The organism is Nakamurella deserti, assembly GCF_003260015.1.
In the GTDB taxonomy this organism is placed as follows: domain Bacteria; phylum Actinomycetota; class Actinomycetes; order Mycobacteriales; family Nakamurellaceae; genus Nakamurella; species Nakamurella deserti.
Window position 1 is genome coordinate 672,876 of the sequence record NZ_QCXS01000003.1, and the last position, 26,137, is coordinate 699,012.

Below are 26,137 nucleotides of genomic sequence, written 5' to 3' on the forward strand. Positions count from 1 at the left end.
GTCCGCGGGTCCGACATCGTCTGCTGTCCCTCCCCCCTCGAACGGAGCATCACCGTGCCCGCACCCCTGCACCTGGCCGTCGCCCTCGACGGCGCCGGCTGGCACCCGGCCGCCTGGCGGGAACCGGCCGCCCGGCCCGCCGACCTGTTCACCGCCGGTTACTGGACCGACCTGGTCCAGGAGGCCGAGCGCGGCCTCCTCGACCTGGTGACCCTCGAGGACTCGCTCGGGCTGCAGTCCACCCGGCGCGACGGCCCGGACCGTCGCACCGACCAGGTCCGTGGACGGCTCGACGCGGTCCTGGTGGCGTCCCGGGTGGCCCCCACGACCTCGGCGATCGGACTGGTGCCGACCGCACAGGTCACCCACACCGAGCCGTTCCACGTCTCGAAGGCCATCGCCACCCTGGACTTCGTCAGCCGCGGCCGCGCGGGCTGGCGCCCGCAGGTGTCGGCCGCTCCGGCCGACGCCGCGCACTTCGGGCGCCGGACGGTACCGCCGGTGTTCGACGGCTCCCCCGCCGCCGCCGCAGCGGTCGACGAGCTGTTCGCCGAGGCCGACGACCACGTCGAGGTGGTACGCCGTCTCTGGGACAGCTGGGAGGACGACGCCGAGATCCGCGACGTGGCCACCGGCCGGTTCGTCGACCGGGACAAGCTGCACCACATCGACTTCAGCGGGCGGTTCTTCAGCGTCCGCGGCCCGTCCATCGTGCCCCGTCCACCGCAGGGGCAGCCCGTCGTCGCGGCGCTGGCGCACACCGACCGGCCCTACCGCTTCGCCGCCAGGGGTGCGGATCTGGTGTTCGTCACCCCGGACAGCCGGGACGCCGCCCGCGACATCGTCGACACGGTGCAGGGTCTGCGGGCGACCCTGGCCGCGGACGCCGGACCGCTGCGGGTGTTCGCCGACCTCGTCGTCTTCCTCGACGACGAACCCGGCGCCGCCCGTGACCGCCGGGAGCGGCTCGACGACCTGGACGGCGCTCCGTGGACCTCCGACGCGACGATCGTCACCGGCACCCCGGCCGAGCTGGCCGATCAGCTGCAGGACTGGGCCGCCGCCGGCCTGGACGGCTTCCGGCTGCGGCCGGCGACGCTGCCGCACGACCTGCAGGCCATCACCCGCGCCGTGGTGCCCCTGCTGCAGCAGCGGGGCGTCTTCCGCCGCGCCTACGACGGCCGCACCCTGCGGGGCCGTCTCGGCCTCGACCGCCCGGTCAGCCGCTACGCCGCCACCCGCACCCCCGAGGGAGTCTCCGCATGACCAAGCAGGTGCACCTCGCCGCCCATTTCCCCGGCGTCAACAACACGACGGTCTGGTCCGACCCGGCCGCCGGCAGCCACATCGAGTTCGATTCGTTCGTCCGCTTCGCCGCCGCCGCCGAACGCGGGCTCTTCGACTTCCTCTTCCTCGCCGAAGGTCTGCGGCTGCGGGAGCAGAACGGCGAGATCTACGACCTCGACGTCGTCGGCCGGCCCGACACCTTCGCCGTCCTCAGCGCGCTGGCCGCGGTGACCGAGCACCTGGGTCTGACCGGCACGATCAACTCGACCTTCAACGAGCCGTACGAGGTGGCCCGGCAGTTCGCCACCCTGGATCAGCTGTCCGGCGGCCGCGGCGCCTGGAACGTCGTGACCTCCTGGGACGCGTTCACCGGGGAGAACTTCCGCCGCGGCGGCTTCCTCCCCGAGGATCAGCGCTACGCCCGGGCCAAGGCCTTTCTGGACGCCGCGACCGTGCTGTTCGACACCTGGGCCGCCGACGAGGTCGTCGCCGACCGGGACTCGGGCACCTTCGTCCGGTCTGCCGAGGTCGGCGACTTCACCCACCGCGACGACCACTTCGACATCCACGGCCGCTTCACCGTCCCGCGCAGCCCGCAGGGCCGGCCCGTCGTCTTCCAGGCCGGCGATTCCGACGCCGGCCGCGAGTTCGCCGCTTCCACCGCCGACGCGATCTTCACCCGGCACGGCACCCTCGACGCCGGCAGGGCGTTCTACGCCGACGTCAAGGGGCGCCTGGGCCGCTACGGCCGGCGACCCGAGGAGCTGCTGGTGCTGCCGGCCGCGACCTTCGTCCTGGGTGACACCGACCGCGAGGCGGAGGATCTCGCCGCCGAGGTGCGTCGGTTGCAGGTCTCGGGGCAGACCGCGCTGCGCTTCGCCGAGCACGTGTGGAACCGGGACCTGTCCGATCTCGACCCGGACGGGCCGGTGCCGGAGTTCGACCCGGTCGAGGGCGAGCACACCATCGCCAAGGGACGGGCCAGCGTGCGGATGTTCGGCGACCGGCTGGCCACGGCCCGGCAGTGGCGCGAGCTCGGCGCCACCGAGCACCTGTCGCTGCGGGACGTCGTCATCCGGCAGACGGCGCGGCAGAACTTCATCGGCAGCCCCGAGACCGTCGCGCGCACGATCAACGACTACGTGCAGGCCGACGCGAGCGACGGGTTCATCCTGGTCCCGCACGTGACCCCGGACGGGCTGGACCCGTTCGTCGAGACGGTGGTGCCGATCCTGCAGGACTGGGGCGTCCACCGCACCGGGTACACCGGCAGCACGCTGCGCGACAACCTCGGGCTCGCCGTCCCGGCCAGGGGTGATCGCGTCGAGCGTAGGGTCGCGTCGTGACGACCGAGACCGCCGACGTCCCCCGCACCACCACCCAGGTCCACGGTCCCGCGGATGCGAGGCTGGGTGATCCGGTGCTGGACAACCCCGCCTGGTCGGCGCTCACCGGGCGGCACGCCCACCTCGCCGTCCGGCACGGTCTGGCCGCCCGCTACCGCTCGGACGTGGCGTTGTTCGTGGCACTCGCCGACAGCGCCGACCCGCAGGCCTGGGTGGATCTCGCGGAACTGGTCGGACCGGGCGCCACGGTGCTGCTGGCCGGCACCGGGCCGCGGCCCGGCGCGGGGTGGACCGTCGGCGAGTCCGTTCCCGGCGTGCAGCTCGTCGACCGGACCGTCGCCGCGGTGGCCGATCCCGAGGCGCTGCGGCTCGGCCCGGACGACGTCCCGGAGATGCTCGACCTCGTGGCTCGGACGAAGCCGGGGCCGTTCCTGCCGCGCACCGTCGAGCTGGGCAGCTACCTGGGGTTCCGGCACGACGGGAAGCTCACCGCGATGGCCGGCGAGCGGATCAAACCCGACGGCTGGACCGAGATCAGCGCGGTCTGCACCGATCCCGCCTACCGCGGACGCGGTCTGGGCACCCGTTTGGTGCTCGCGGTCACCGCCGGGATCCGGGAGCGCGGCGACCGGGCGCTGATGCACGCCTCGGCCGCGAACGTCGGCGCGATCGGCCTGTACCGCTCGCTGGGATTCGGACTGCGCCGCTACACGGACTTCTCGATCCTGACCTCGCCCGCGGCCTGACGGTCAGCCCGGGTCGCCCGTCGGCAGCCGCCGGCGGGCGACCTCGAGCCACGCCGCGCCGGCGTCCGGCTCCGCCCAGGCCGAGTCCAGCAGATACAGACCAGGGCTCGGGCACACCGCACCCAGCTCCACCAGCACCGGCCTGAGCGAGAGTTCCGGCGCCAACGCATGTCCGGGACCCGCCCCGAGCATCAGTGGGAACGCCGTGACCCCGTCCAGGCCGCCGGTCGGGAACAGGTCCAGGAACAGCTTCAACACGCCGGTGTAGGTCGCCTTGTACGTCGGCGACGCCACGATCAGCACGTCGGCCGCCCGCACCGCCTCGATCGCCGCGGACACGCCCGGATCGCCCCAGGCGAGCAGGCCCGGTCCGAGCGTGACGACGTCCACCACGACCTCCGCGGGAGTTCCGGTCAACCGCTCGGCGAGCAGTTCGGCGGCGGCCAGGGTGCGGGAGGCGGGCTTGAGGTTGCCGGCGACGACGGCGGTGCGCATGGTGGGAATCCGTTCTGACGGAGCGGTGCAGGCGGCGGGTTCTCAGACCGGGTCCGGCGTGCGCTCCCCCGCCGTGACCGGCCGGGTGACGACGTTGCCCTCGACGGGCCGCGGGCAGGTGCCGAACGCGGAGAACGCGAACGGCAGGTTGACGGTGCGGTTGAAGTCCAGGGTGACCGGCCCCGGGGTCGCGTCGAAGGTCAGCGTCCGCCAGGGCGCGGTGTCGAGTCCGTTGGTCGGGTCGTGGAACGCCAGCTGGGCCCGGCCGCCCGGACCGGACACGGCCCGCAGCCGCTGGGGCACCCCGTCGATCTCGACGTCGACCGTGCCGACCACGGTCACCACGTGGGTGAGGCCGGGCGTCGCCGCCCCGACCACCACCGGATGCGGTTGCCCGGCCAGGAACGTCCCGGTCAGCACCCATCCCGGTGTCGCCGGGTAGGCCGGCACTCCGCGGAACCGGGTCAGCGTGGGCGCGGTGCTGTCCCGGACCCGGATCGCCAGTCGTTCGCTGCGGCGGATCAGCTCGACGGCGACCGCGCCGTGCCGCAGCCAGATGTCGCTGCCGCCCTCGGGTCCGTCAGCGGTCACGGCGGCGTCCACGGTCCGGCCGGTGTCGCCGAGGGTCACCCCGGTCGTCCCGTCGGGCTCGTAGCGGGCGGTCCCGTCCGGCGTCAGCGAGAACCGGCCCGGAACCGCGGACGTGGTCGCCGGGGTGTCGGCGAGCCAGATCAGGTCGACGATCGACAGCCAGCCGTGGGGGGCGGCGAGATCGGTCTCCCGGGCGGTGTGCCACCGCTGCCAGTCGGTCTGCAGGTCCGTCGGCGTGGTGCTCGTCATCGTGGTCTCTCCGTATCGGTCGGTGGTCGATCGTGTCAGGCCAGCGCGAAGGCGCTGGCGGCGGCGACGAACCGGTCCTGACGGGCATTGTCGGCCTCCCGGCGGGCGACCTCCGCCTTGACCAGCGGGATCACCTCGCGGCCGAACTCGACAGCGTCGGTGAGCAGGTCGTAGCCGCGGGCACTGAAGTGCCGCACCCCCAGGTCGTAGTAGTCCAGCAGCGCCGCAGCCACCACCTCGGGGGTGCCGACCAGCGCGGTCGAGTTGCCCGCGCCGCCGGTCGCGGCGGCGGTCGACGTCCACAGCGCGCGGTCATGCCGGTCCGCGGCGCCGGCCTGGACGAGAAGCCGCTGCGATCCCGCGTTCTCGGGAGCGCCCGGACGGCCGCGGGGGGCGTCGCGCAGCCGGTCGAGAATGCGGTGCGCCTTGTCCTCGGCCGCCGCCCGGGTCGGCGCGATGATCGGCCGGAAGGCGACCTGAATGGCCGGTCGATCGGCGCGGCCGGCGGCGGCCGCGGCGGCGTCGACCGAGGCGATCTGCTCACGGGTACCGGCCAGCGGCTCACCCCACAGGGCGAAGACGTCGGCCTCCGCACCGCCGACCGTGTAGGCCGCGGCGGACGAACCGCCGAAGGAGATCAACGGCCGCGGCTGGGTGGCGGGCGGGACGTCGGAGACGAAGTTCTGGATCCGGTAGTGCCGACCCACATGGTCGAACGGTGTCGGCGAGGTCCAGGCCTTCTTGAGGATCCGGATGTACTCGCGGGTGCGGTCGTAGCGCTCGTCCTTGGGCAGGTGGTCGCCCTCGGCGGCCTGGTCGGCGGTGGAACCGCCGGTGATGATGTGGATCTGGACCCGGCCACCGCTGGCCTGGTCGAGAGTGGCCAGCGACGTGGCGGCGTAGGTGGGCGCCGAGACGTTGGGCCGGTGCGCGACGACCAGGCGGATGGCGTCGGTGTCGGCGGCGACCAGCGCCGCCGCCTGCGACGGGTCCGGAGAACTCGACGAATAGGCGAACAACAGCCGATCCCAGCCGTTCTCCTCGTGCGCCCGGGCCAGTCGGACGGTGTACGAGCGGTCGAAGGCGGCGCCGCTGCGCGGCGAGATCTCGGTGCCGTCGTGGGTGGCTCCGATGCCGAGGAAGTCAACGGGCATGGCGGTTCTCGATTCTGTCGTGGGCGTGGGGGCGAGCCGCGGCCGGTCGCCGGGTCCGGAACGGGTGGATGTCGGCCGCCCGCTCGGGCGGGTCGGTCGGGGCGCCGCCAGCGACGGCGGTGGGAGTGGCGGCCGTGGCGCCAGCGGCCGCGCGCAGCAGTGCGAGCAGGTGCCGGGCGACGGCGTCGTTCTGCCGCAGGAACGGCGAGTTGTACCCCGGGCGGCTGAAACCGGCGGAGCCCAGCGAACCGCTGACCGATGGGCCGAGCAGGAACCGCCGCGGATGGAAGGTGCCGTCGGCGCGTTTCGCCCGGCCGAGACCGTCGGCGAGCAACTGCCCACCCGCGACCGGGGTCGCGGCCCCGGTCGCGGCTACCGGCTCGACGGCGAGCTGGCCGGCGGCCAGCAGCGACCGGATCAGCGGATCGGTCGCGGACGCGACATCCGGACGGGGCAACCGGCCCTCGATGAACACCCGGGCCGGAACCCGGACGCCGGGCACCGCGGGACTGTGGGCGACGAAACGGTCGTCGAGCAGCTCGACCTGCAGATCGGGTCCGAGGAAGCGCACCAGGCCGGCGGCGTTGAGGGCCAGCAGCTCGGCCAGCCGCCGGGGCGGCGGACCGCTGGCGATGAACGAGAACAGGCCGTGCAGGTCGCCCTCGATCCGCCGGATGCGGTCAGCGGCACCGATCCTCCCGCCGGCCACCGCGCGGCCGATGACGCCGTAGACGCTGAGGAGGGCGTTGAACACCGCGAGGTCGGCGGAGTGCCGCGGATCGGCCCGGCGGTCGAGATCGGCCCGGATGTAGCGGCGCAGCCGCTGTTCCAGCGCCTCCGCTCCGTCGAAGGTCTCGCCGGCCAGGGGCCGGTCCAGGGCGTGGAGGTCGAAGCGGTCGGCCGGATCCGGAACCAGTGCGCCGATCGCCGCCGCGTATGCCGCCGACCCGAGATCGGCGGCGGCGAGGAGCCGTTCGCAGGCGTCCCAGTCGCCGGTCACCCGGTCCGGGTGGGCGCGGAACAGCCGGGCGTAGTGGGCGTGGTGCAGCTCCCGCACCAGCAGCGGCCACAGGTAGCGGTCGTAATCCAGCCCGCCGGTCGCGGCGAAGATCTGCTCGACCGCCCGCGGGGTGAGGTAGCGCGGTGGGGTGGGCGGCGCCCCGAGGTCCACGTAGCCGAGCTTGGCGTGGTAGGGAACGCCGCGGCGGGAACCCACGTACAGCACCGGTTCCGCGCCGCTCGGGTGGTAGGTGAGCGACCCGTCCGCGCCGTCGGCGAAGCGACCCCCGCGGTGTTCGGCCAGCAGCACCATCAGGTCGACGAAGGCCAGCCCGAAGCCGCGGACGACGACCGCCTCCCCGGGTCGCACGTCGTCGAGGTCGAGGTCGGCGGTGTAACCGGGCGGGACGTAGCGCAGGCCCCGTGACGCGGCGGCGGCCTGCAGGTCGGCCTGTTCGTCGGTCGGCGTCCGGTCGAGGTAGCCCTGGGCCTGCACCACGACGTCGGCGGCGATGACCAGGCCGTCGGACAGGCTCACCCGCTGCCGGTCGCCGGAGAGCTCGTCGACCGCGGTCACCCGCGCGCGGTGCGTGGTCACCGAGACGGTGGCGGGCAGCGCGGCGACGGCCCGGTCGAACACCCAGGACAGGTACGCCGACTGCACCTCGCGGGAGGAGAAGTCAGCGGGCGAGCGCGGGATCGCCGACGGGTCGACGCCCTCGGCGGTGAGGATGCCCGCCCCCGGCCCGCCGACCCACTCGGCCAGGCTGGGTCCGGTGACGAGTGGGCCGGCCAGCTGCACGGACGCGTCCGGGTACATCGTCACGTCGGCCGCGGTGGAGTTCATCCACAGCAGCGGCGACTGCGCGCGCCGCCAGATCCGGCCCCCGCCGGGCGGATACGGGTCGACGACGTGGATGTCGACCGGCCGGCCACCGAGCAGCTCGTCGCTGCTCGCCGCCAGGCGCTCCAGCAGCGAGGTGGTCCGTGGGCCGGCCCCGACGAAGACGAGAGTGGCGGTCACGAGGCCCGCTCGGCGAGGACCACCGGGGCGGCGGGCACCTCAAGGGCCTTGGCGAACGGGTGCTTGCCGACGGTCTCGGGATCGGCGGTCCGGTCGTAGAGCGGGGTGTAACCGGCGGCGAGGTACAGACCGGCGGCCTCGGGCTGGCGGGGGCCGGTGGTCAGGTAGAGCCGGCGGTAGCCGAGATCGGCGGCGCGGCGTTCCAACTCGACGAGGACGCGGCGGGCCAGCCCCTGGCGGCGGAACCTGGGTGCCGTCCAGACCCGCTTGACCTCGGCGGTCTGGCCGTCGTAACGGCGGATGGCCCCGCCGGCGACGGTCTCGCCGTTGCGGCGCAGCAGCACGAAGCTGCCGTCCGGCGCGGCGAAGTCGGCGGCCGGGAACCGGTCGAACTCAGCGGTGGCGTCGCGGCCGTAGCGGGTGCCGTACTCGACGACGAGGTCGGCGAGCAGGGGTGCCGCCGCCGGATCGGTGAGATGCACGTCGGACACGACGATCTCGGCCGGGCCGGTGCGCGGGCGCCCGGGGGCGGTCGCGCCCCGGTGCGCGTCGCCGAGCAGCTCGATGGTGGTGGTGAAGGCGTCGACCACGTCGTCGAGCGGGCGGGCGGCGAGGGGGTCGAGGAGCACCCCGCCGTCCGGGTAGAGCCTGACCTGGCTCGCCGCGACGAACCAGCCGGCCCCGACGTGCGCCGGGTTCATACTGGCCAGCACCGGCCGCAGCGCGTAGTCCACGGCGAGCACGTGGGCCGGTGAGCCGCCGGTGACCACCGGCAGCAGCACCTTGCCCGAGAGCGCGAACTGCGGCAGCAGATCCAGGAACGTCTTGAGCAAACCGGAGTAGGCGGCCTTGTAGACCGGCGACCCGATGACCACCGCGTCCGCGTCGACCACCCGGGCCACCGCCGCTGCGATCGTCGGATCCGACAGGTCCGCCGACAGCAACGGTCCCGGCGGCAGGTCGCGCAGCGACAGCACCTCGACCTCGTGGCCGCGGCCGGTCAACCGGCGGCCCACGTAGGCCAGCACACCGTCGGTGCGGGACGGGGTCTGCGGGCTGCCGGAGATCGAGAGTATGCGGGCCATGGTGTTCCTCGTGTTCGGTGGTCGGTGTGCTGGGTGGGGACGGGTCAGCCGACGGCGGCCGGCAGCGGCCGGTCGAACCGGAAGCGGGGCGGGGCGCCGGCGCCCAGGGCGACGTCGGCGAGGATCTCGCCGATGGCCGGGGCGAATTTGAAGCCGTGTCCGGAGAACCCGGCGGCGACGGTCAGCGGCCCGTGCCGGTCGACCACGAAATCGTGGTCGGGCGTACAGGTGTACAGACACGTGAGCGGCTCGGCGGAGGCGGGGTCGACACCGGGCAGCCAACGCCGGGTGTACTCGACCAGCCGCTGCACCCCGGCCGGGTCGGGCACGAAATCACGGGTGTCCGGGTGAACCCCGGGTCCGGTGGCGTGCTCGCCGACCTTGACGCCGTCGTCGGACCCCAGTCCGTAGATGCCCTCCCCGGTCCACTCGCCACCGGGATGGTGCACGAACGACGGCCACGGCAGCGCCGGGTCGAGCGGTCGGAAGTGGGCCGGCTGCTCCTGGGTGGTGCGCAGCGCCGGTAGCGGGACGAGACCGGCCAGCAGGTCGGCCGCCCAGGCGCCGGGGGCGGTGACCACGGCGTCGAACCGCTCGCTGCCGGCAGCGGTGCGGACGCGGGCGCGGTCGTCGTCGATGTCCACCGCGACGACCGGGGTGTCGAAACGGAGATCGGCGCCGTGGGAGCCCGCCACCCGCTGGAACGCGGCCACCGCACGGTCGGCGTGCAGCCGCCCCGCCGCGGTGTGCACCAGTGCGGCAGTGTCGAAGCGCAGCCCGGGCCAGCGCTGCGCCGCCTCGGCCGGTGACAGGATGCGGTGTTCCAGGCCGGCCTCGGACAGCGCCGCCGCGCGGGTGTCCAGCGCGGCGGGATCACCGTGGTCGACGGCGGCGGTGAGGGTGAGCAGCGCGGTGCGGGAGTCCCGCTCGAGGGCGTGCCAGAGGTCCAGGGACCGGGCGGCGAGTGCGACGTAGGACGGCTCCGGGTAGCCGTGCCGGAAGATCCGCGAGCTGCCGTGCGAGGCACCCCGCCGGTGACGGGGTCCGAACTGCTCGAACAGCACCACCCGGGCGCCGCGCCGGGTGAGTGCCCAGGCGGCGGCGGACCCCATGACGCCGGCGCCGACGACGGCGACGCGGGGTCCGGTGGACGGGAGGGTGCTGGTCATCGGGAGGTCCTCGATCGATGGGGATGCTCCGGCCCCGGTGGTCCGGGGCCGGAGCGGGCCGGAACGGATGGTCAGCCGGTCGTCTTCGGCAGTCCCTGCGGGTTGAGCTCCGACGACGGGACGGCCTCGCTGCTGATGGCCCAGCGGTCGAGCACCCGCTGGTAGCTGCCGTCGGCGAGAGTGTGGTCGATGGCCGCCTGCAGTGCCTCGGCCAGACCGTTGCCCTTCAGGGTCAGGGTGGCGATCTTGCCCTGCAGCGCATCGCCTGCCCCGGAGAAGCGGCCCACCACCTTCGTCTCGCCGGTCACCGCGGCGTGGTACTCCGCGGTCGGACTCGGACCGAAGTACAGGTCGATCCGGCCCGACGACAGCGCCAGGTAGTAGTCGGTGGCGTTCTGGTAGTACTGGATGTCGGCCGCCTCCAGACCGGCGGCGACGTTCTCCTCGTTCCACTTCACCAACAGCGCCTCCTGGTTCGTCCCCGAACCGACGGCGATCGAGAGTCCGGCCACATCAGCCGGTTTCGTGATCGTGACGGTGCTGTCCGCGCGGGCCTCGAAGGCGAGGTTGTCCAGGCGGTAGGTGGCGAAGTCGTACTTCTCCTTGCGCTCCTCGGTGACGGTGACGTTGGAGATGAAGGCGTCGACCTCGCCGGAATCGACCCTGACGAAGTTCTGTGCCCAGTCGGCCGCCTGGATCTGGACATCCAGCCCGAGGACGTCACCGAGGAGGTACGCGATGTCCACCTCGCTACCGATGATCGTGGTGTCGTCGGTGGCGTAGAAGCGCAGTGGCGGGGCGGTGCCGGCCGAGCCGGTGACCACCAGGGTGCCCTTGTCGCGGATCTCGGCCGGGACCAGGGCGGCGATCTCGGGAACGGCGGCGACGGTGACCCGGCCCGCCTGTTCGGGGCTGAGGTCGAAGCTGACGCCACCACCGGCGGGCGGGACGGACGACTCGTCGGCGGCGGGTGCGATGGCGCCGGCGGCGACGGTGCTGGCCGCGGCGTCGCCGTCGGCGGCGGTCCCGGTGGAGCTGCCGCAGGCGCTGGTCGCCAGGGTGACGGCCACCAGGGCCGAGATCCACGCGAGCGGTCGTCGGGAGCGGGGAGACATGGGATTCCTTTCGGGGGCGGCCGCAGCCGCCGGGGTGACCCCGCGGGAGCTCGCGGGGAGGCTGATCAGGTCAGAGAACCCTGGAGAGGAACGCGAGCGTGCGTGGCTCGCGCGGGTGATCGAGAACCTCGGTGGGCGGGCCCTGTTCGACGATGACGCCCTCGTCGAGGAAGACGACGGTGTCGGCGACCTGCCGGGCGAAGCCGATCTCGTGCGTGACGACGACCAGGGTGATGCCCCGGGCGGCGAGATCGCTGATGACGGCGAGCACGTCACCCACCAGCTCCGGGTCCAAGGCCGACGTCGGCTCGTCGAACAGGATGACCGTGGGCCGCAGCGCCAGGGCCCGGGCGATGGCCACCCGCTGCTGCTGGCCGCCGGAGAGCTGCCGCGGGTAGGCGTGCAACTTGTCGGACAGGCCGACCTGGGCGAGCAACTCCCGGGCCTCCGCCTCCACCTCCCGCCGCGGCCGGCCCTGCGCCGAGACCGGCGCCTCGATGACGTTCTGCAGGACCGTGCGGTGCGCGAAGAGGTTGAAGTTCTGGAACACGAAGCCGATGGCCGAGCGCTGCTTCAGGATCTGCTTCTCGCTCAGCCGGTGCAGCGTCGTGCCGTCCAGCCGGTAGCCGATCAGCTCACCGTCGACCAGCACCACGCCGCGCTCGGCGGGCTCCAGGTGGTTGATCACCCGCAGCAGCGTCGACTTGCCCGAGCCGGACGGGCCCAGGATGACCGTGACCTCGCCGGCCCGGACGGTCAGGTCGACGCCCCTGAGCACCTCGTGGGCGCCGAAGGCCTTGTGGACGCCCTTGATCTCCAGCGCCGGCGCGGTCATGACGCCGCCTCCGCGTCTCGTTCGCGGCCCGGTCGCGCCTGCCGGGCCAGGAACACCAGATGGCCGACCTTCGTCCGCAGTCGCTGCAGCGGCGTCGGGGGCAGGTGCCGCGACGACCCGCGGGCGAAGTACCGCTCGACGTAGAACTGGGCGACCGTCAACACGGTGGTGACCGCGATGTACCAGACCGTCGCCACCATCAGCAGGGCGATGACCCGGCCGTTGCGGCCCAGGATGACCTGCACCTGGTAGAACAGGTCGGCCACCGCCACGGCCGCCAGCAGCGAGGTGGACTTGACCATCCCGATGACCTCGTTGGTGGCGTTGGGCACGATCGCCCGCATCGCCTGCGGCAGGACGATCGCGAAGAACTGCCGGCGCCGCGGGATGCCCAGGGACGCCGCCGCTTCGGTCTGGCCGGGATCGACGGAGATGATGCCGGCCCGGATGATCTCGGCCGCGTAGGCGGCCTGGTGCAGCGAAAGGGCGATGACCGCGGCGGTGAACGGCGAGAACAGGCTGCGCACCGAGAAATCGAAGAACGACGGCCCGAAGGGGATCCCCAGACTCAGCGTCTTGTAGAGCACCGAGATGTTGAACCAGAACAGGATCTGCACCGGCAGCGGGATACTGCGGAAGGCCCAGACGAACACCCAGGACACGGCTTTCAGCAGCGGGATCCGGGAGAGCCGGGCCGCGGCGATGCCGATGCCGGCCACGAACCCGATGGCCACCGCGTAGAGCGTCAGCTCCAGGGTGAGCCCGAGCGCCCGCAGGATTGAGTCCTTGACGATGTACTCGCCGAAGGTGGGCCAGTCCCAGGTCTCGTTGGTGGCCAGGCCGTGCACGAACTGGGCGCCGAGCACCAGCACCGCGGCGGTGGCGATCCAGCGCCATGGGTGCCACCGCCGGGCCACCGTCAGGGCGTCGACATCGATGGTGCTGTAACGGATCTCGATGTCACGGGGGGCCGGTCTCGGTTCCGGCCGCGGCGGTGCGGATGGCGGGCCGGGAGTCGCGGCCACGCCGGATGGGGTCGACAGGGTCGTCATGGGATGCCTTCGGATGGTGTGCGGGGACGCCGTGCGACGTGCGCACGGGACTGGCTCGGAGGTGCGCCACCGTTCGGGTGCGGGGAACGGCGGGGGTCGTCCGCGGGAGCGGACGCGGGGGATCGGTCAGACCCGGATGGCGGGACACAGGGACGAGCTCAGCCGTCCGAGGTCGAGGTGCAGCCGGAAGCGCGGGTAGCGCACCGGACCGCCGCCGCAGGTGCAGGGTGACGCGCCCACGATCCTGCCCTCCCGTTCGGGGCAGTCGAGCTGCCCGCGCTTGCGGTGACCGCTGCTGCGGTGCCGCCAGGTCCTCATCCGGAGCACCCCACCGCGGAGGGAGGGTTGCTGCCCAGCAAGCCGGAGCTGATCGCTGGAACTCGTGACCGGGGATGACGCTACGTCGAGCTGCCGTCAAATGCAACCGAGGTGGTAGGAGTCACGGATGGGGGCGAGAACGGCCGCGCTCAGGCGTCCCGGGCGAAGACCACGCCGTCGACGGTGTCCAGCTGCGCAGGATCCAGCGGGGCGTAGCCGAACCACGGCGACACCCGGGCCGGCGGACCGGCCGTGGCGTCCGACAACGAACGGGCGTCGATCAGGAACCTCCCCGTCGGCACGGCGTGCAGCAGCCCCTCGAGCGTGTCCGGCGCCGGAACGTCCACACCGTGGGCCCGGACCGTGCCGACCGCACCGGCCAGGTGTCCGTAGTCGGTGCCGAGATGCGAGGCGACGACAGCGCCGGCGCCCCACCAGGAGAACGGCGGGCCGCCCATGCTCATGGTGCTGGCCGTGCGCTGCAGATGGCTGTTGTGGGCGTGGACGAACACCGGACCGCGGGCGGCCAGCGCGAGGAGTTCCGCGGCCATCATCGCGTCCCGCAGGGCGCACAGCCGCTGGAGCCGGTCGCCGGCCGGAGTGGCCATCGCGGCGTGATACCGCAGCAGCCCCACCGCCGAGCGGGCCCGGAGCTCGGCCCGCTCCACCTCCCGCCCGGACGACGTCGACCGCAGGCCCGGTCGTTCGGCCTCCAGCAGGGCGACGAGGTCGTCGGCGATCACCCGCAACCGGGCGACGTCGGTGGATCCGCCGATCGACCGCGCCGGGTCGTACATCGCGGCCGGGTCCGTCCAGCGATCGTCCGGTCCGACCAGTTCGCCCAGGAGCTCGACAGGACAGGGCATCCGATCGTCACCCAGGTGGTGCGCGAGGAAGCGGTGCAAGGGTTCGAGGGCGCACCGGGGACTCGACGCGGCCGCCATCTCCAGCGGTCCGTCGAAGCCGGCGAAACGGACCAGGTCGTCGGCGGGTCGGTCGCGGTTGACCTCCCGCAACCACCTGACGAGTTCGCGGTTCGCCGGGGACGCTCCCCAGCCGTGGCTGAAGCCGCGGGCCATCACGTCGTCGAGGTCGCCGGCTCCGGTGGTGACGTGGTCGTCGACGAGGAGACCGTTGAGACAGTCGGTCTCCAGCGCGATGGTCCGGTAGTCGGCGGTGGCGACGAGATCGCGGAACAGGTCGTTGCGGAGCTCCAGGAGGACCTCGGAGCCGTGGGTGGGTTCACCGAGGGCGAGCACCCGGGGCGGGGCGGGGAACAGGGTCAGCGCCGCGGCGGCATCCAGCGGATGGACGGGGAGGTGCGGATCGGTCATCCCTTCAACGGTATCGTTGAACACCCGAGTGAGACTTCGGCTCAGGAACGGGCAGGTCGTTGACCGGCAGACCTCAAAGCACCGACCGGCAGCGGCCGGTCGACCTGGGGCGCTCCCACGGGTTGTCGGCGCAGACCGTGCGCAACTACGAGGCGGCGGGCATCCTGCCTGCGGCGGTCCGGTCGCCGCACGGTCACCGCGTCTACACGGAGGTGCACGCCGGGGCGCTGCGGGCGTTCGTGGCCCTCGTCCCGGGCCACGGACACCGGACGGCGACCGCCGTCCTGCAGGCGGTCACCCGGGGGGACGTCGACCTCGCGCTGCGGATCATCGACGAGAGCCACGCCCAGCTGCTCGACGACCGCCGGACCCTTCGGGCCGTCGAATCCGCGCTGCGCGACGTGGATCCCGCGCCGGCCACGACGGGCGACACCTTCGTCGGCCCCCTCGCGCGGCGGCTCGGCCTGCAACCCGCGACGCTGCGCCAGTGGGAGCGGGCCGGCGTGGTCCGGCCCCACCGGGACCCACGGACGGGCTACCGGGTCTACGGGCCGGCGGACGTCCGCGACGCGCAGCTCGCGCACCAGCTGCGCCGCGGCGGATACCGGCTGGACCGGATCGCCCCCGTCGTCGCCCAGGTCCGTGCGGCCGGCGGGGTCGAGCCGCTCGCCGCGATGCTCGACGACTGGAACGCCCGGCTGGCGGCGCGGGGCCGGGCGATGTTGCGCGGCGCCGCCGCGCTGGACGCCCACCTCGACGGTCTGCCCGGCGCCTGAGGCGTTTCGTGTCAGGCCTTCTCGGGCGGATTTCTCTCGCCGGTGAGAGTGATCCGCCCCGAGTCAGCGTGACACCGCAGCCGGGAGCCACCCCCGGCCACCAGGTCCGCACGCTTCCCGGGCGGGAGTCAGTGGCGCCCGACGGCCCCCGAGCGTCAGCACCTCGTCGAAGCCGGCCAGCAGGTCGCGGTCGTGGGTGACCAGCACGACGCAGACCTCCGCCGATGCGGCGAGCATGTCGTCGATCAGCCGGCGGCCGGTCGCGGCGTCCAGCCCGGCGGTCGGCTCGTCGAGCAGTAGGTAGGGCCGTCCGGCCAGCAGCGCCCGGGCGAACGCCACCCGCTGCCGTTGGCCGCCGGAGATCATCGCGCCGAGATGGCCGACGCGGGTGTGCATCCCGGCCGGCAGCCCCGCGATCCAGTCGCCCAACCGGGCCGCGTGCAGCGCGGCGGCGACCTCGGCGTCGGTGGCGTCGGCGCGGGCCAGCCGGACGTTCTCGGCGATTGTGGAGTCGAACAGGTACGCCTGCTGGTCGCACAGCGACATCGCCGTCCGGCGCGCCGCGTGTCCGTCCGTCGCCCCGTCGACCTCGATCGTCCCGCCGGTGACCGGCGCGAACCCGAGCAGCGCCGCCAGCAACGTCGACTTGCCCGAGCCACTGGGCCCCACCACGGCGATGCGCCGACCGGGCCTCAGCCGGAGATCCACGTCCTCCACCACCGGTTCGTCGCGACCGGGCCACTGCACGGTCAGTCCCCGCACGTCGATGGACGTCGGCCGTACCGCGGGCACGTCCGCGACCACCTCGCCGGACCCGATCACCTCGAGCAGCCGACCGGCCGCCGCACGACCCCGGACCAGCGCCGTCAGCGCCACCGGCAGGGTCAGCGCCACGTCGGTCAGGGCCAACGGCAGCAACACCACCACGGCCAGCGCCTCACCGCCGACGCCGGCCCGCTCCCCCAGCCACCACGACGCAGTCACCGCCAGCCCGAACGCCGCCACCGTCGCCGCCGACGCCGCCCCGGACCACCGTCCGAGAGCGGCCGCCAGCCGCTCCTCGTGGCGATCGGTCCGGTCGAGGCCGTCGCGCCAGTCGTCGAGCAGCACCTCGGGATCCGACGCGGCCTGAAGGGTTTCGGTGACGATCCGGGTCCGCGTCGACTGCAGCTCTTCGACCGCGGCCTCCAGCGCCACGCTGCGGCGGGCCGCGACCACAGAAACGACCAGGGCGATCAGCGCCGCCGCGAGCACCGCGAGGGCCGCCGCCGGCGACAGCAGCGCGAGCAGCCCGACCGCACCGGCCAGCACCACCGTCCCCGACACCAGCGGCAACCAGCCGCGCAGGATCAGGTCACCGACCGCGTCGACATCGGCGGTCACCCGCCGCAGCAGATCACCGGTCCCCCAGAACGTCTGCGGCGCCACCCGTTCCAATCCGGCGTACAGCCGGACCCGCACCTCGACGAGGGCCCGCAGCGCCGCGTCGTGCGCCACCAGCCGCTCGGAGTAGCGGAACACCGCACGGCCGATCCCGAACGCGCGCACCCCGACGATGGCCACCATCAGGGTCAGCACCGGCGGCATCCCCGCGGCCCGGGTGATCAGCCAGGCCGACACGGCGAGCAACGCCACCCCGGCCGCGGTGGACAGCACCGCCAGCACCAACGCCCACCCGAGCCGCCGCCAGGCCGGCCGCACCATCCGCAGGACCGCGATCACGCCGCCACCATCCCGCCGATGTCCACCCGGGAACCCAGCGCCCACAACGCCTCCCGGTGCGAGGCCAGCATCACTGTCCGGCCGGTGAGCGCCGTCGGCAGCCGACGCACGAGCTCGGCCTCGGTGTCCGCGTCCAGCGCCGCGGACGGCTCGTCCAGCATCAGCACCGCCCGGTCAGCGAGCAGGGTACGGGCGAGCGCGATCCGCATCCGCTGCCCCTGCGACAGCTCCGGCGCGCCCTCGGAGAGCACGGTGTCGAGCCCGTCGGGCAGGCCGGCCACCACCTCGTCGGCGACGGCGCACCACAGCGCCTCGTGCACCGCGGCGACCGGGGCGTCCGGACGCAGGGCCGTGACGTTGGCCCGCACCGTCCCGGCCCGCAGGTGCGGTGCCTGCACCAGCTGCGCCACCGTGGACCGCCAGCCGTCCGGGTCCACCTCGGCGAGCGGAACCCCGCCCGCCAGCACCGTTCCCGCCTCGGGTTGCACCGTCCCGGCAATCAGTGACAGCGCACTCGACTTGCCGCTGCCGCTGGGGCCGGTCAGCACGGTGACCACACCGGTGGGCGCCACCAGGTCCAGCGCGATCCCGTGCAGCCGCGCTGAAACCACGATGTCACCCGCCGGCACCGGACGGAAACCCCGCGGCGGCAGCGGGGCTTCGAGCACCCGGAACAACCGGTCGGCGGCGGCCAGCCCGTCGGTCGAGGCGTGGAAGTGGGTGCCGACCGCGCGGAGCGCGGCGTACGCCTCGGGGGCGACGAGCAGCACGACCAGCCCGGTACGCAGGTCCAGCGAGCCGTGCAACAGCCGCAGCCCGATGGTCACCGCCACCAGCGCCACCGAGATGGTGGCCAGGAGCTCCAGCACCAACGACGACAGGAACGCCACCCGCAGGGTGGTCAGGGTGGTCGTCCGGTAGCGGTCGCCGGCGTCGCGGACGCCCGCCTCCTGCGAACGGGAGCGCGAGAACACCTTCAGCGTCGGCAGTCCCGCGACGAGATCGAGGAAGTGACCGCCGAGCACCTGGAGCGCCGTCCACTGCCGCGCCGCGTGATCGCGGGTGTGCAGCCCGACCAGCGCCATGAACAGCGGGATCAACGGCAGCGTCCCCGCGACGATCCCGGCCGACAACAGGTCGGTGGAGCCGAGGAACACGACGATGCCGGCCGGCACGAGCGCGCACAGCACGAGCTGCGGGAGGTAGCGCGCGGCGTAGTCGCGCAGTCCGCCGACACCGGCGGTGGCCAGCTGGATGAGCTCGGCGGGGTGCTGCCGGGTCAGCCAACCGCGATCCTGCCCGACCACCCGGTCCAGCAGCCGGCGGCGCAGCTGGTTCACCATCACCACCGCGATCCGGCGGGGCAGCGCCTCGGTCCCCCAGGTCGCGGCCGCCTTGACCAGCACGGCCCCGATCAGCACCGGCAGCGCCCATCCCACGGGCGCCGCCCGGTCGACGGCCACCGCGGTGATCAGCTCGGCCAGTGTCACCGCGATCGTCACCGTCGCCGCCGCACCCAGCGTCCCGACGAGGGCCGACCCGACGATCAGCGTCCGGGCGGCGCGGGCGTGCCGCAGCAGCCGGGGGTCCAGCGGGCGGACCATCTCAGTGCGCCCCGACCGCGACCGGGATGTGCTGCGTGCCGATGCGCTTGCGGAAGACCCAGTACGACCAGGCCTGGTAGGCGATCACCACCGGGGTGAAGAAGCCGGCCACCCAGGTCATCACGGTCAGCGTGTACGGCGACGACGCCGCGATGGTCGTGGTCAGCGAGTTCGCCGGATCCAGCGCGGGCAGCACGTCGGGATGGATGCCGGTGAAGATGCCGCCGACGACCGCGGCGATGGCGATGCCGTTGGCCAGGAACGACCAGCCGCTGCGGCCGGCCCGGACCAGGCCGATCGCAGCCAGCACCCCGGCGACCGCGAGCCCGAACAGCAGCAGGGTGACGTCGGTACCCCGCTGAGCCTGCGTCCACACCAGGAACGGCACGGCGACGACCGCGGCCGCCAGCCCGATCCGGACCGCGAGAACAGTTGCTCCGACACGGATGTCGCCGACCGTCTTGAGCGACACGAACACCGCCCCGTGCAGCAGGAACAGCCCGACCGTGGTCACTCCGCCGAGCAGCGCGTACGGGTTCAGCAGGTCGAACACGGTGCCGACGTACTCGTGGTCGGCGTCCAGGTGCAGCCCGCGGGCGATGTTGGCGAACGCGACGCCCCACAGGAACGCCGGCACGTACGAGCCGAACACGATGCAGGCGTCCCAACGCCTGCGCCACACCACCGGGTCGATCGCCGGGGTCTTGCCGCGGAACTCGAACGCCACCGCGCGGACGATCAGAGCGACCAGGATGAGCAGCAGCGGCAGATAGAAGCCGCTGAACATGGTGGCGTACCAGATCGGGAACGCGGCGAAGGTGGCGCCGCCGGCGACCAGCACCCAGACCTCGTTGCCGTCCCAGAGCGGACCGATGGTGTTGATCAGCACCCGGCGGTGCACCTCGTCCCGACCCAGGATCGGCAGCAGCATGCCGACCCCGAAGTCGAAGCCCTCGAGGAAGAAGTAGCCGGTCCACAGGACCGCGATGAGGATGAACCAGAAGTCGACGAGAGTCATGGTGAGCGGACCTCAGTAGGCGAAGACGAGTGGACGGTCGGCACTGTCGGGGTCGGTGTCGTCCGGTCCGGCAGGCGGCTGGATCGAGGACTGCACCTGTTCCTCCGACGGCGGCCCGGCCTTGGCGTAGCGGACCATCAGTCCGACGTCGACCACGGCGAGCACCGCGTAGAGCGAGGTGAGAACCACGAAGCTGATGAGCATCTCGGTGGCGCTGACCGACGGCGAGACGCTGTCGGCCGTTTTCAGCAGACCGAACACCGACCACGGCTGGCGGCCCATCTCGGTGAAGATCCAGCCGAAGCTGTTGGCCAGGAACGGGCCCGCCATCGACACCACCATCACCGACCACATCCAGCGCGGTGGCTGCCAGCCGGTCCTGCGGATCCGCCGCAGGATCCACAGTCCGATCAGCGCGACGGCGGCGGTGGCCATCCCGCAGCCGATCATCAACCGGAAGCCCCAGTAGGTGACCGGGACGAACGGGATGTAGTTGCCGGCACCGAACTGGGCGACGTACTGGGCCTGCACGTCGTTGATGCCCTCGACCTGCCCGGTGAAGGTGCCGGTGGCCAGGAACGACAACAGGTTCGGCACCCGGAGGCTGAACCATTCCTCCGTCCCGTCGAGGCTGCCCCAGGTGAAGACGGAGAAGGAGGCGCTACCCGTCGTGTGGTAGAGGGCCTCGGCGGCGGCCATCTTCATCGGCTGCACCTCGGTCATGATCTTGGCCTGGAGGTCGCCGGTGACGACGGTGAGGGCGGCGCCGACCAGGGTGACCCAGGCGCCGAGCCGGAAGTTGCCGCGGAAGATCTCCGGGTGCCGGCCCCGGGCGAGCTGCCAGGCGCTGATGCCGAACATCAACGCACCGCCGGTCATCATCGCGCCCGCCATGGTGTGCGGGAACGTCACCAGCTGCACCTTGTTGGTCATCACGGCGAGGATGTCGTCGAGCCGGGGGCGGCCGTCCGGGCCGATCTCGTAGCCGACCGGGTTCTGCATCCAGGAGTTCGCGGCGAGGATGAAGTAGGCCGACATCAGCGTGCCCAGGCTGACCATCCACAGCACCGCGCAGTGCAACCAGGGCTTCAGCCGCCCCCAGCCGAAGATCCACAGGCCGAGGAACACCGACTCCAGGAAGAACGCGAGCAGACCCTCCATGGCCAGCGGCGCGCCGAACACGTCCCCGACGAAGCGGGAGTAGTCGCTCCAGTTCATCCCGAACTGGAACTCCTGGACGATGCCGGTGACCACGCCGACGGCGAAGTTGATGAGGAACAACTTCCCCCAGAACTTCGTCGAGCGCAGATACTTCACCTTGCCGGTGCGCACCCAGGCGGTCTCCAGGACGGCCACCAGCGGGGCGAGCCCGATGGTGAGGGGGACGAAGAGGAAATGGAACACCGTCGTCACGCCGAACTGCCAGCGTGCGATCGCTTCCGGGTTCATCGGGCTGCCGTCTTCCTGGGGTTCGGGGGCGCTGGTTCGATCGTGCGGCGGGCCGCCGGGGCCCGGTAGGGACCAAGGTCCCGGGACCTCGCCCACGCGGTCCCCCACAGCGGACACGCGACGCCCCGTCGGGACTCACCCACGACGCCTGCGAGGATGGATCTTTCGCAGCGCGAACGAGCCTGCGCCACAGAGCGGGAGGACCGGGCGTGACGAGCGGTGAGCCGGTGACGCTGCGGTCGATCGCATTGACCGCGTTCGTGCCGCCGGCGCTGTTCTCGGTCGGCCAGGGCGCCATCGCCCCGGTGGTGGTCATCACCGCCACCCGGCTGGGCGCGAACCCGGCCCAGGCCGCGCTGGTGGTGGCCATCGCCGGCGTCGGTCAGCTGGTCGCCGACCTCCCGGCCGGTGCACTGGCCGCGAGAGTCGGCGACCGGCGGGCGATGGTCGCCGCCGGCGGCATCACCTGCCTGGCCCTGGTCGTCTGCATGTGGGCACCGAACCTGCCCGCGTTCGCCGCCGCCATGTTCGCCACCGGCATGGGCACGGCGGTCTGGCAACTCGCCCGGCAGGCCTACGTCGCCCAGGCGGTCCCCTACCAGCTGCGTGCGCGGGCGATGTCCACCCTCGGCGGGGTGTACCGGATCGGGCTGTTCGTCGGCCCGTTCCTCGGCGGCGTCGCGGTCGCCCACACGGGCCTGTGGGCGGCGTACGCGGTGCACCTGGTCGCCTGTGTGGTCGCCGTCGCCGTGCTGCTGCTCGCGCCCGACGTGACCGCCGCCGCCCCCGCCGGCGCCGGCACCGCCGGCAGCATGGCACTGGCCCGCGAGCACCGACGGACGTTCTCGACGCTGGGTGTGGGCGTGCTGCTGGTCAGCGCGATCCGCGCCACCCGGCAGGTGGTGATCCCGTTGTGGGGGCAGTTCATCGGGCTGTCACCGGGCACCATCGCCGTCGTCTTCGGCGTCAGCGGCGCCGTGGACATGTTGCTGTTCTATCCGGCTGGCCGGGCGATGGACCGGTGGGGCCGGGTGGCCGGCGCGGTGCCGGCGATGACCATCCTGGCGGTGGGTCATGTGCTGGTGCCGTTCACCCACAGCGCCGGCACCCTGATGGCGGTCGGTGTGCTGATGGGCGTCGGGAACGGCGCCAGCTCGGGGCTGGTGATGACCCTCGGCGCGGACCTCGCACCACCCGCGGACCGGGCCCGCTTCCTCGGCATCTGGCGGTTGCTCGCCGACTCCGGCGCCGGCGCCGGGCCGCTCGTGCTGTCCGGCGTCACCGCGGTCGCCTCGCTGGGCGTCGGCGTGGGCACCTTCGGGGCGGTCGGCATCCTGACCGCGGCACTGATGGCCCGGTGGATCCCGCGGCGGTCACCGGAGGTCCGGGCCGGCGACTGACCGCGGTACCGCGGGGATCGCACCGTTGTCACGTCACCCGGGTGACCGCCTGGTCCGGCGGGTGCGGCTCGAGCTCGGCGGGCGCGTACGGCCGGTCGCCGCGGTGGGTGGAGCCGCGGCGATCCCGTTGCTCGTGGTCCGGCCGGTGTCCACGGGAATCGTGACCGCGCTGTCGCCGTGGTGGCGCCGGTCATGGTCCGGCGCCAGCACAGCGCAGTGGACCGGCAGTCCGCCCGACCGCACCGCAGACCGTCGGTCCGCCGCCGTTCAGTGCGCGGCGACGGGCTCCCAGGCGATGGTCTCGGCCGATGCCGCGTCGTAGGCCCGGCGCAACGGCCGGCGCACCAGGAAGGCGACGACGAACACCCCGACGCCGCAGCCGGAGGTGACCAGGTACGCCGTGGTGGCCGACATGGTGTCCACGATCGCGCCGGCGAGGAGCAGGCCACCGGCCAACCCGACCGACAACCCGCCGCTGACCCAGGTCATCGACTCGGTCAGGCGGTTCCCGGGGACGATGTGCTCGATCAGGCTCATCCCGCTGATCAGCACCGGCGCGACCGCGAAACCGGCCACGAACGCCGCCGCGCCCAGCAGTACCGGGGTGTGCATCAGCGCCAGCGGCGCACTGACCACCGCCAGCAGCGTGGCGGCCCCGAGCAGCTGGCCGGGCAGCAGCGTCCGGAACTGGTGGGCACCGAAGGCGAAACCGGCGATCAGCGAGCCGATGGAGTACACGGCGAGCAGGACGCCCGTCCAGCCCGCGACGCCCTTCTCCTCCGCGAACCCGATCGTGGTGAGCTCGAACGAGCCGAACACCCCACCGAGCAGCACGAAGATCCCGGTGATCGCCGCGACCCCGGGCAGCCGGAGCGCGTTGCCGCCGGTCGTGGACGCGGGCCGGCCGCTGGGCAGCGGCTGGGTGCTGCGCTGCAGCACCAGGACGGTGCAACCCACCGCGAGCACGGTGGTGGCGAACAGCAGCGCGGCACTCGGGAAGACCTGCAGCGCCAGCACGGTGGCCAGCGGCGGCCCCGCGATGAACACGACCTCGTCGACCAGCGACTCCATCGCGAACGCCGTGCGCAGCTGCGGGGTACCGGTGTAGATCTTCGACCAGCGGGCCCGGATCAGCGCGCCGACGGACAACTGCGAGGACCCGGCGACGAACGCCAGCACGAACAACAGCGGCGTCAGCCCGTCCAGGGTGGCGACCAGGATGAGTCCGAGGATGGCGGGCACGTGTACGGCCAGTTGCAGCGGCACGATGCGGTGCTGCCCGTACTGGTCGATCCGCCGGGAGACCAGCGGCGAGATGATCGCCCCGGAGATCGCGTACAGAGCGGTGAGCTGCGCGGCGAGGGAGTACGAGTCACGCTCGGCGACGACGAGCAGGGTGGTGCCCATACCGGCCATCGACAGCTGCAGACGGGCGAAGAGGCCGGTGAGGGAGAACAGCAGGGCACCGGGGAACTGCAGGACACGGACGTACTGGCCGAACACGGGACACACTCCAACGACGCTGGCGGCCGGGGACCAGGCTGGGGATATACCGTCCGGCCGGTACAGTCTATGTCATGGCCCCCGCGACCCGCGAGCGAATTATCGACGCCCTGCGCACCGTCCTCGCCCGGGGCGGCGCCTCCGCGGTGACCCTCGAGGCGGTCGCGGCGGAAGCGGGCCTGTCCAAGGGTGGACTGCTGTACCACTTCAAGAACAAGGAGTCGCTGTACGCCGCCCTGCTGGCGGAGTCCGAGGCGGACGTCGTGGCGCAGATGGCCTCCCGGATGGAGCGGATGAGCGCGGCGCGGGCGTTCCTCGACTTCGCTCTCCCGGCGTCCGAGCTCGAGGCGGCGTCCACCAGCGCGCTCATCGCGGCCGTCCGCGCCGACGACAGCGTCGGGCCCGACGCGGCCGCGGCACTCGTCGCGGGCTTCCACCGCTGGGACGAGCCACTGCTGGCCGAGGTCGCCGACCCGGTCCTGGCCCAGACCATCCGGCTCGTGGGGCTCGGCCTCTACCTCGGCTCGGTGGCGGGCATCCCCGTCCCCGACCCGCAGCTGCTGGCCGAGGTCACCGAACGACTGGTCCGCCAGGCCGAGGCGACCGCCCCGGCGGCGGTCCCCCGCGGCAGTGGCGGCTGACTCCGGGCCCGACACCGACCATCGTCCGTACCGTCCCGATTGTCCGTCCTCGCCGTCCGTGACGGCCCGGGGACGACGTCCCCGGCGGGCGTCCGAGCGTCTCCCGAACCGTGACGGAGCGTGAAATCTGATCACACATCGTCAGCCTGCCGAGCGAACCTGCAGCTCACGGCGTCGAAGAGCCGTCGGAGCGACAGCCTGCCGCCCTACCCTGAGACGGTGACCAGCACCCTCGCGCCCCTCGCTCCCTCCGTCTCGACGCCGGCCGTCCCGGCGGGTCTGCAACCGGCCCGGGCGTTCGACAGCGCCTGCGCGATGGTCGTGGACTACCTCATGGACGCGGTGCCGCTGGGCATGTGGGCGGTCACCCGCGTCACCCACGGACGCCAGATCATGCTCGAGGTCCGCGGCTCCGACTACCCGGTGCGGGCCGGACTGGAGATCCCCTTCGAGGCGTCGTTGTGCGAGCCGATGGCCACCGGCCGGGCTCCGCAGATCGCGCCGGACGTCTCCGCGGTGCGGGCCTACGACGTGCTGGAGAAGGCGCTGCCGATGTCCATCGGGGCCTACGTGGGCACGCCGATCGTGATGCCCGACGGAGCGTTGTTCGGCACCGTCTGCGGGTTCGCCACCACCGCGCAGGACGACTCGATGCTGCGGCTGCAACCGCTGCTCGGACTGCTGTCGAGCCTGCTGTCGTCGGTGCTGGACGCCGACACGTCGGTGACGGCCGCGGCGCGGGCCCTCGAGCGCACCCGTATCGAGGCCGAGACCGACGCGCTCACCGGGCTGGTCAACCGACGTGGCTGGGACCGGTTCCTCGAGGAGGAGGAGGACCGGTTCAAGCGGTTCGCCGACCCGGCCTGCGTGATCGTCATGGACCTCGACCGGTTGAAGTACGTCAACGACACCTTCGGCCACCACGAGGGGGACCGCTACATCCAGCGGGCCGCCACCGCGATGGCGTCGACCGTCCGGCAGGGCGACGTGCTCGCCCGCCTCGGCGGCGACGAGTTCGGGGTGGTGATGATCGGAGCGAGTCCCGACCAGGCCGGCAAGCTGGTCGACCGGATGGCGGCGGCGCTGCAGGAGGCCGGGGTGTCGTGCTCCTTCGGCGCCGCGCCGTACACCGTCGTCGCCGGGTTCCCGGGGGCCTGGCGCGCCGCCGACGAGGCGATGTACGAGGCGAAGCGCATCAACCGCACCGGGCAGCTGCCGCGCTGAC

The 26,137-nt window shown here is 73.0% G+C and carries 22 protein-coding genes and 1 riboswitch; of the genes, 7 read left to right on the forward strand and 15 right to left on the reverse strand.

The annotated features are described in order from the left end of the window. The first annotated feature begins 54 nt into the window (after nt 1-54). From DB033_RS16335 to DB033_RS16345, 3 genes are all read left to right on the forward strand, one after another. Complete coding sequence (locus DB033_RS16335; RefSeq protein WP_111768385.1) at nt 55-1,266, forward strand: LLM class flavin-dependent oxidoreductase; 1,212 nt, start codon at nt 55-57, stop codon at nt 1,264-1,266. After that, nucleotides 1,263-2,633 (forward strand): NtaA/DmoA family FMN-dependent monooxygenase, encoded by a 1,371-nt coding sequence (locus DB033_RS16340; protein WP_111767947.1) that lies wholly within the window; start codon nt 1,263-1,265, stop codon nt 2,631-2,633. Before DB033_RS16335 ends, DB033_RS16340 begins: the two co-directional genes overlap by 4 nt. Before the next feature lie 62 nt (nt 2,634-2,695). Next, nucleotides 2,696-3,379: a GNAT family N-acetyltransferase gene (locus DB033_RS16345; RefSeq protein ID WP_111768386.1), complete on the forward strand. Its 684-nt coding sequence runs from the start codon at nt 2,696-2,698 to the stop codon at nt 3,377-3,379. A 3-nt stretch (nt 3,380-3,382) separates the two neighbouring features. On the opposite strand, the gene DB033_RS16350 is transcribed toward DB033_RS16345, so the two are convergent. The 10 genes from DB033_RS16350 to DB033_RS16395 all read right to left on the reverse strand — a co-directional run bounded on the left by DB033_RS16350 (nt 3,383) and on the right by DB033_RS16395 (nt 14,799). Continuing rightward, nucleotides 3,383-3,874 (reverse strand): NADPH-dependent FMN reductase, encoded by a 492-nt coding sequence (locus DB033_RS16350; RefSeq protein ID WP_111767948.1) that lies wholly within the window; start codon nt 3,872-3,874, stop codon nt 3,383-3,385. A 42-nt stretch (nt 3,875-3,916) separates the two neighbouring features. After that, nucleotides 3,917-4,714, reverse strand: a complete 798-nt coding sequence (locus DB033_RS16355; RefSeq protein ID WP_111767949.1) for a DUF1684 domain-containing protein — start codon at nt 4,712-4,714, stop codon at nt 3,917-3,919. 35 nt (nt 4,715-4,749) lie between these two features. After that, nucleotides 4,750-5,868, reverse strand: a complete 1,119-nt coding sequence (locus DB033_RS16360; RefSeq protein ID WP_111767950.1) for an LLM class flavin-dependent oxidoreductase — start codon at nt 5,866-5,868, stop codon at nt 4,750-4,752. Further along, nucleotides 5,858-7,891: an FAD/NAD(P)-binding protein gene (locus tag DB033_RS16365; RefSeq protein WP_111767951.1), complete on the reverse strand. Its 2,034-nt coding sequence runs from the start codon at nt 7,889-7,891 to the stop codon at nt 5,858-5,860. The genes DB033_RS16360 and DB033_RS16365 overlap by 11 nt, the downstream gene beginning before the upstream one ends. Beyond that, nucleotides 7,888-8,976 (reverse strand): NADPH-dependent FMN reductase, encoded by a 1,089-nt coding sequence (gene ssuE / locus DB033_RS16370; protein ID WP_111767952.1) that lies wholly within the window; start codon nt 8,974-8,976, stop codon nt 7,888-7,890. Before ssuE ends, DB033_RS16365 begins: the two co-directional genes overlap by 4 nt. Before the next feature lie 44 nt (nt 8,977-9,020). Continuing rightward, the gene (locus DB033_RS16375) at nt 9,021-10,145 is read right to left on the reverse strand and encodes an FAD-dependent oxidoreductase (protein ID WP_111767953.1); all 1,125 of its coding nucleotides are present in this window, start codon (nt 10,143-10,145) and stop codon (nt 9,021-9,023) included. Nucleotides 10,146-10,216: 71 nt separating this feature from the next. Then, on the reverse strand, nt 10,217-11,260 hold the full coding sequence (locus tag DB033_RS16380; protein ID WP_111767954.1) for an ABC transporter substrate-binding protein: 1,044 nt from the start codon (nt 11,258-11,260) through the stop codon (nt 10,217-10,219). A gap of 70 nt (nt 11,261-11,330) precedes the next feature. Next, nucleotides 11,331-12,095 (reverse strand): amino acid ABC transporter ATP-binding protein, encoded by a 765-nt coding sequence (locus tag DB033_RS16385; RefSeq protein WP_111767955.1) that lies wholly within the window; start codon nt 12,093-12,095, stop codon nt 11,331-11,333. Next, nucleotides 12,092-13,147 carry an amino acid ABC transporter permease gene (locus DB033_RS16390; RefSeq protein WP_111767956.1) on the reverse strand — a complete coding sequence of 352 codons (1,056 nt, stop codon included), beginning with the start codon at nt 13,145-13,147 and terminating at the stop codon, nt 12,092-12,094. Before DB033_RS16390 ends, DB033_RS16385 begins: the two co-directional genes overlap by 4 nt. 271 nt (nt 13,148-13,418) lie before the next feature. Continuing rightward, a riboswitch (SAM riboswitch) is annotated at nt 13,419-13,535 on the reverse strand. 79 nt (nt 13,536-13,614) lie between these two features. Next, a complete protein-coding gene (locus DB033_RS16395; protein ID WP_111767957.1) occupies nt 13,615-14,799 on the reverse strand; it encodes an erythromycin esterase family protein in 1,185 nt (394 codons plus the stop codon). 59 nt (nt 14,800-14,858) lie between these two features. Between DB033_RS16395 and DB033_RS16400 the strand changes: the two genes are divergently transcribed. Continuing rightward, complete coding sequence (locus DB033_RS16400; protein ID WP_111767958.1) at nt 14,859-15,575, forward strand: TioE family transcriptional regulator; 717 nt, start codon at nt 14,859-14,861, stop codon at nt 15,573-15,575. A 63-nt stretch (nt 15,576-15,638) separates the two neighbouring features. Here the strand turns inward: DB033_RS16400 and cydC are convergent, their stop codons facing one another. Genes cydC through DB033_RS16420 form a run of 4 tightly spaced genes read right to left on the reverse strand, consistent with a single transcriptional unit; the run spans nt 15,639 to nt 21,368 of the window. Next, a complete protein-coding gene (gene cydC, locus DB033_RS16405; protein WP_111767959.1) occupies nt 15,639-17,297 on the reverse strand; it encodes a thiol reductant ABC exporter subunit CydC in 1,659 nt (552 codons plus the stop codon). After that, nucleotides 17,294-18,901 (reverse strand): thiol reductant ABC exporter subunit CydD, encoded by a 1,608-nt coding sequence (gene cydD, locus DB033_RS16410; RefSeq protein ID WP_111767960.1) that lies wholly within the window; start codon nt 18,899-18,901, stop codon nt 17,294-17,296. Before cydD ends, cydC begins: the two co-directional genes overlap by 4 nt. Nucleotide 18,902: 1 nt before the next feature. Next, nucleotides 18,903-19,919: a cytochrome d ubiquinol oxidase subunit II gene (gene cydB, locus DB033_RS16415; protein WP_111767961.1), complete on the reverse strand. Its 1,017-nt coding sequence runs from the start codon at nt 19,917-19,919 to the stop codon at nt 18,903-18,905. Between the two features lie 12 nt (nt 19,920-19,931). Beyond that, nucleotides 19,932-21,368 carry a cytochrome ubiquinol oxidase subunit I gene (locus tag DB033_RS16420; protein ID WP_111767962.1) on the reverse strand — a complete coding sequence of 479 codons (1,437 nt, stop codon included), beginning with the start codon at nt 21,366-21,368 and terminating at the stop codon, nt 19,932-19,934. 209 nt (nt 21,369-21,577) lie between these two features. Here DB033_RS16420 and DB033_RS16425 point away from each other — a divergent pair, with 209 nt between their 5' ends. Beyond that, entirely contained in the window at nt 21,578-22,768 is a 1,191-nt protein-coding gene (locus DB033_RS16425) for an MFS transporter (protein ID WP_111767963.1), read from the forward strand. Between the two features lie 267 nt (nt 22,769-23,035). On the opposite strand, the gene DB033_RS16430 is transcribed toward DB033_RS16425, so the two are convergent. Beyond that, entirely contained in the window at nt 23,036-24,280 is a 1,245-nt protein-coding gene (locus DB033_RS16430; RefSeq protein WP_157970739.1) for an MFS transporter, read from the reverse strand. A 65-nt stretch (nt 24,281-24,345) separates the two neighbouring features. On the opposite strand from DB033_RS16430, the gene DB033_RS16435 reads away from it, so the two are divergent. Beyond that, nucleotides 24,346-24,912 carry a TetR/AcrR family transcriptional regulator gene (locus DB033_RS16435; protein ID WP_111767965.1) on the forward strand — a complete coding sequence of 189 codons (567 nt, stop codon included), beginning with the start codon at nt 24,346-24,348 and terminating at the stop codon, nt 24,910-24,912. Between the two features lie 219 nt (nt 24,913-25,131). Further along, a complete protein-coding gene (locus tag DB033_RS16440) occupies nt 25,132-26,136 on the forward strand; it encodes a GGDEF domain-containing protein (RefSeq protein WP_111767966.1) in 1,005 nt (334 codons plus the stop codon). Nucleotide 26,137: the final 1 nt, after the last annotated feature.

Excerpts from the sequence above, each read along its gene's own strand:
- DB033_RS16340 (WP_111767947.1), top strand. The coding sequence starts at position 1,263 with ATGACCAAGCAGGTGCACCTCGCCGCCCATTTCCCCGGCGTCAACAAC.
- DB033_RS16350 (WP_111767948.1), bottom strand. The coding sequence starts at position 3,874 with ATGCGCACCGCCGTCGTCGCCGGCAACCTCAAGCCCGCCTCCCGCACC.
- DB033_RS16355 (WP_111767949.1), bottom strand. The coding sequence starts at position 4,714 with ATGACGAGCACCACGCCGACGGACCTGCAGACCGACTGGCAGCGGTGG.
- DB033_RS16360 (WP_111767950.1), bottom strand. The coding sequence starts at position 5,868 with ATGCCCGTTGACTTCCTCGGCATCGGAGCCACCCACGACGGCACCGAG.
- ssuE (WP_111767952.1), bottom strand. The coding sequence starts at position 8,976 with ATGGCCCGCATACTCTCGATCTCCGGCAGCCCGCAGACCCCGTCCCGC.
- DB033_RS16375 (WP_111767953.1), bottom strand. The coding sequence starts at position 10,145 with ATGACCAGCACCCTCCCGTCCACCGGACCCCGCGTCGCCGTCGTCGGC.
- DB033_RS16380 (WP_111767954.1), bottom strand. The coding sequence starts at position 11,260 with ATGTCTCCCCGCTCCCGACGACCGCTCGCGTGGATCTCGGCCCTGGTG.
- DB033_RS16385 (WP_111767955.1), bottom strand. The coding sequence starts at position 12,095 with ATGACCGCGCCGGCGCTGGAGATCAAGGGCGTCCACAAGGCCTTCGGC.
- DB033_RS16390 (WP_111767956.1), bottom strand. The coding sequence starts at position 13,147 with ATGACGACCCTGTCGACCCCATCCGGCGTGGCCGCGACTCCCGGCCCG.
- DB033_RS16395 (WP_111767957.1), bottom strand. The coding sequence starts at position 14,799 with ATGACCGATCCGCACCTCCCCGTCCATCCGCTGGATGCCGCCGCGGCG.
- cydD (WP_111767960.1), bottom strand. The coding sequence starts at position 18,901 with ATGGTCCGCCCGCTGGACCCCCGGCTGCTGCGGCACGCCCGCGCCGCC.
- cydB (WP_111767961.1), bottom strand. The coding sequence starts at position 19,919 with ATGACTCTCGTCGACTTCTGGTTCATCCTCATCGCGGTCCTGTGGACC.
- DB033_RS16420 (WP_111767962.1), bottom strand. The coding sequence starts at position 21,368 with ATGAACCCGGAAGCGATCGCACGCTGGCAGTTCGGCGTGACGACGGTG.
- DB033_RS16435 (WP_111767965.1), top strand. The coding sequence starts at position 24,346 with ATGGCCCCCGCGACCCGCGAGCGAATTATCGACGCCCTGCGCACCGTC.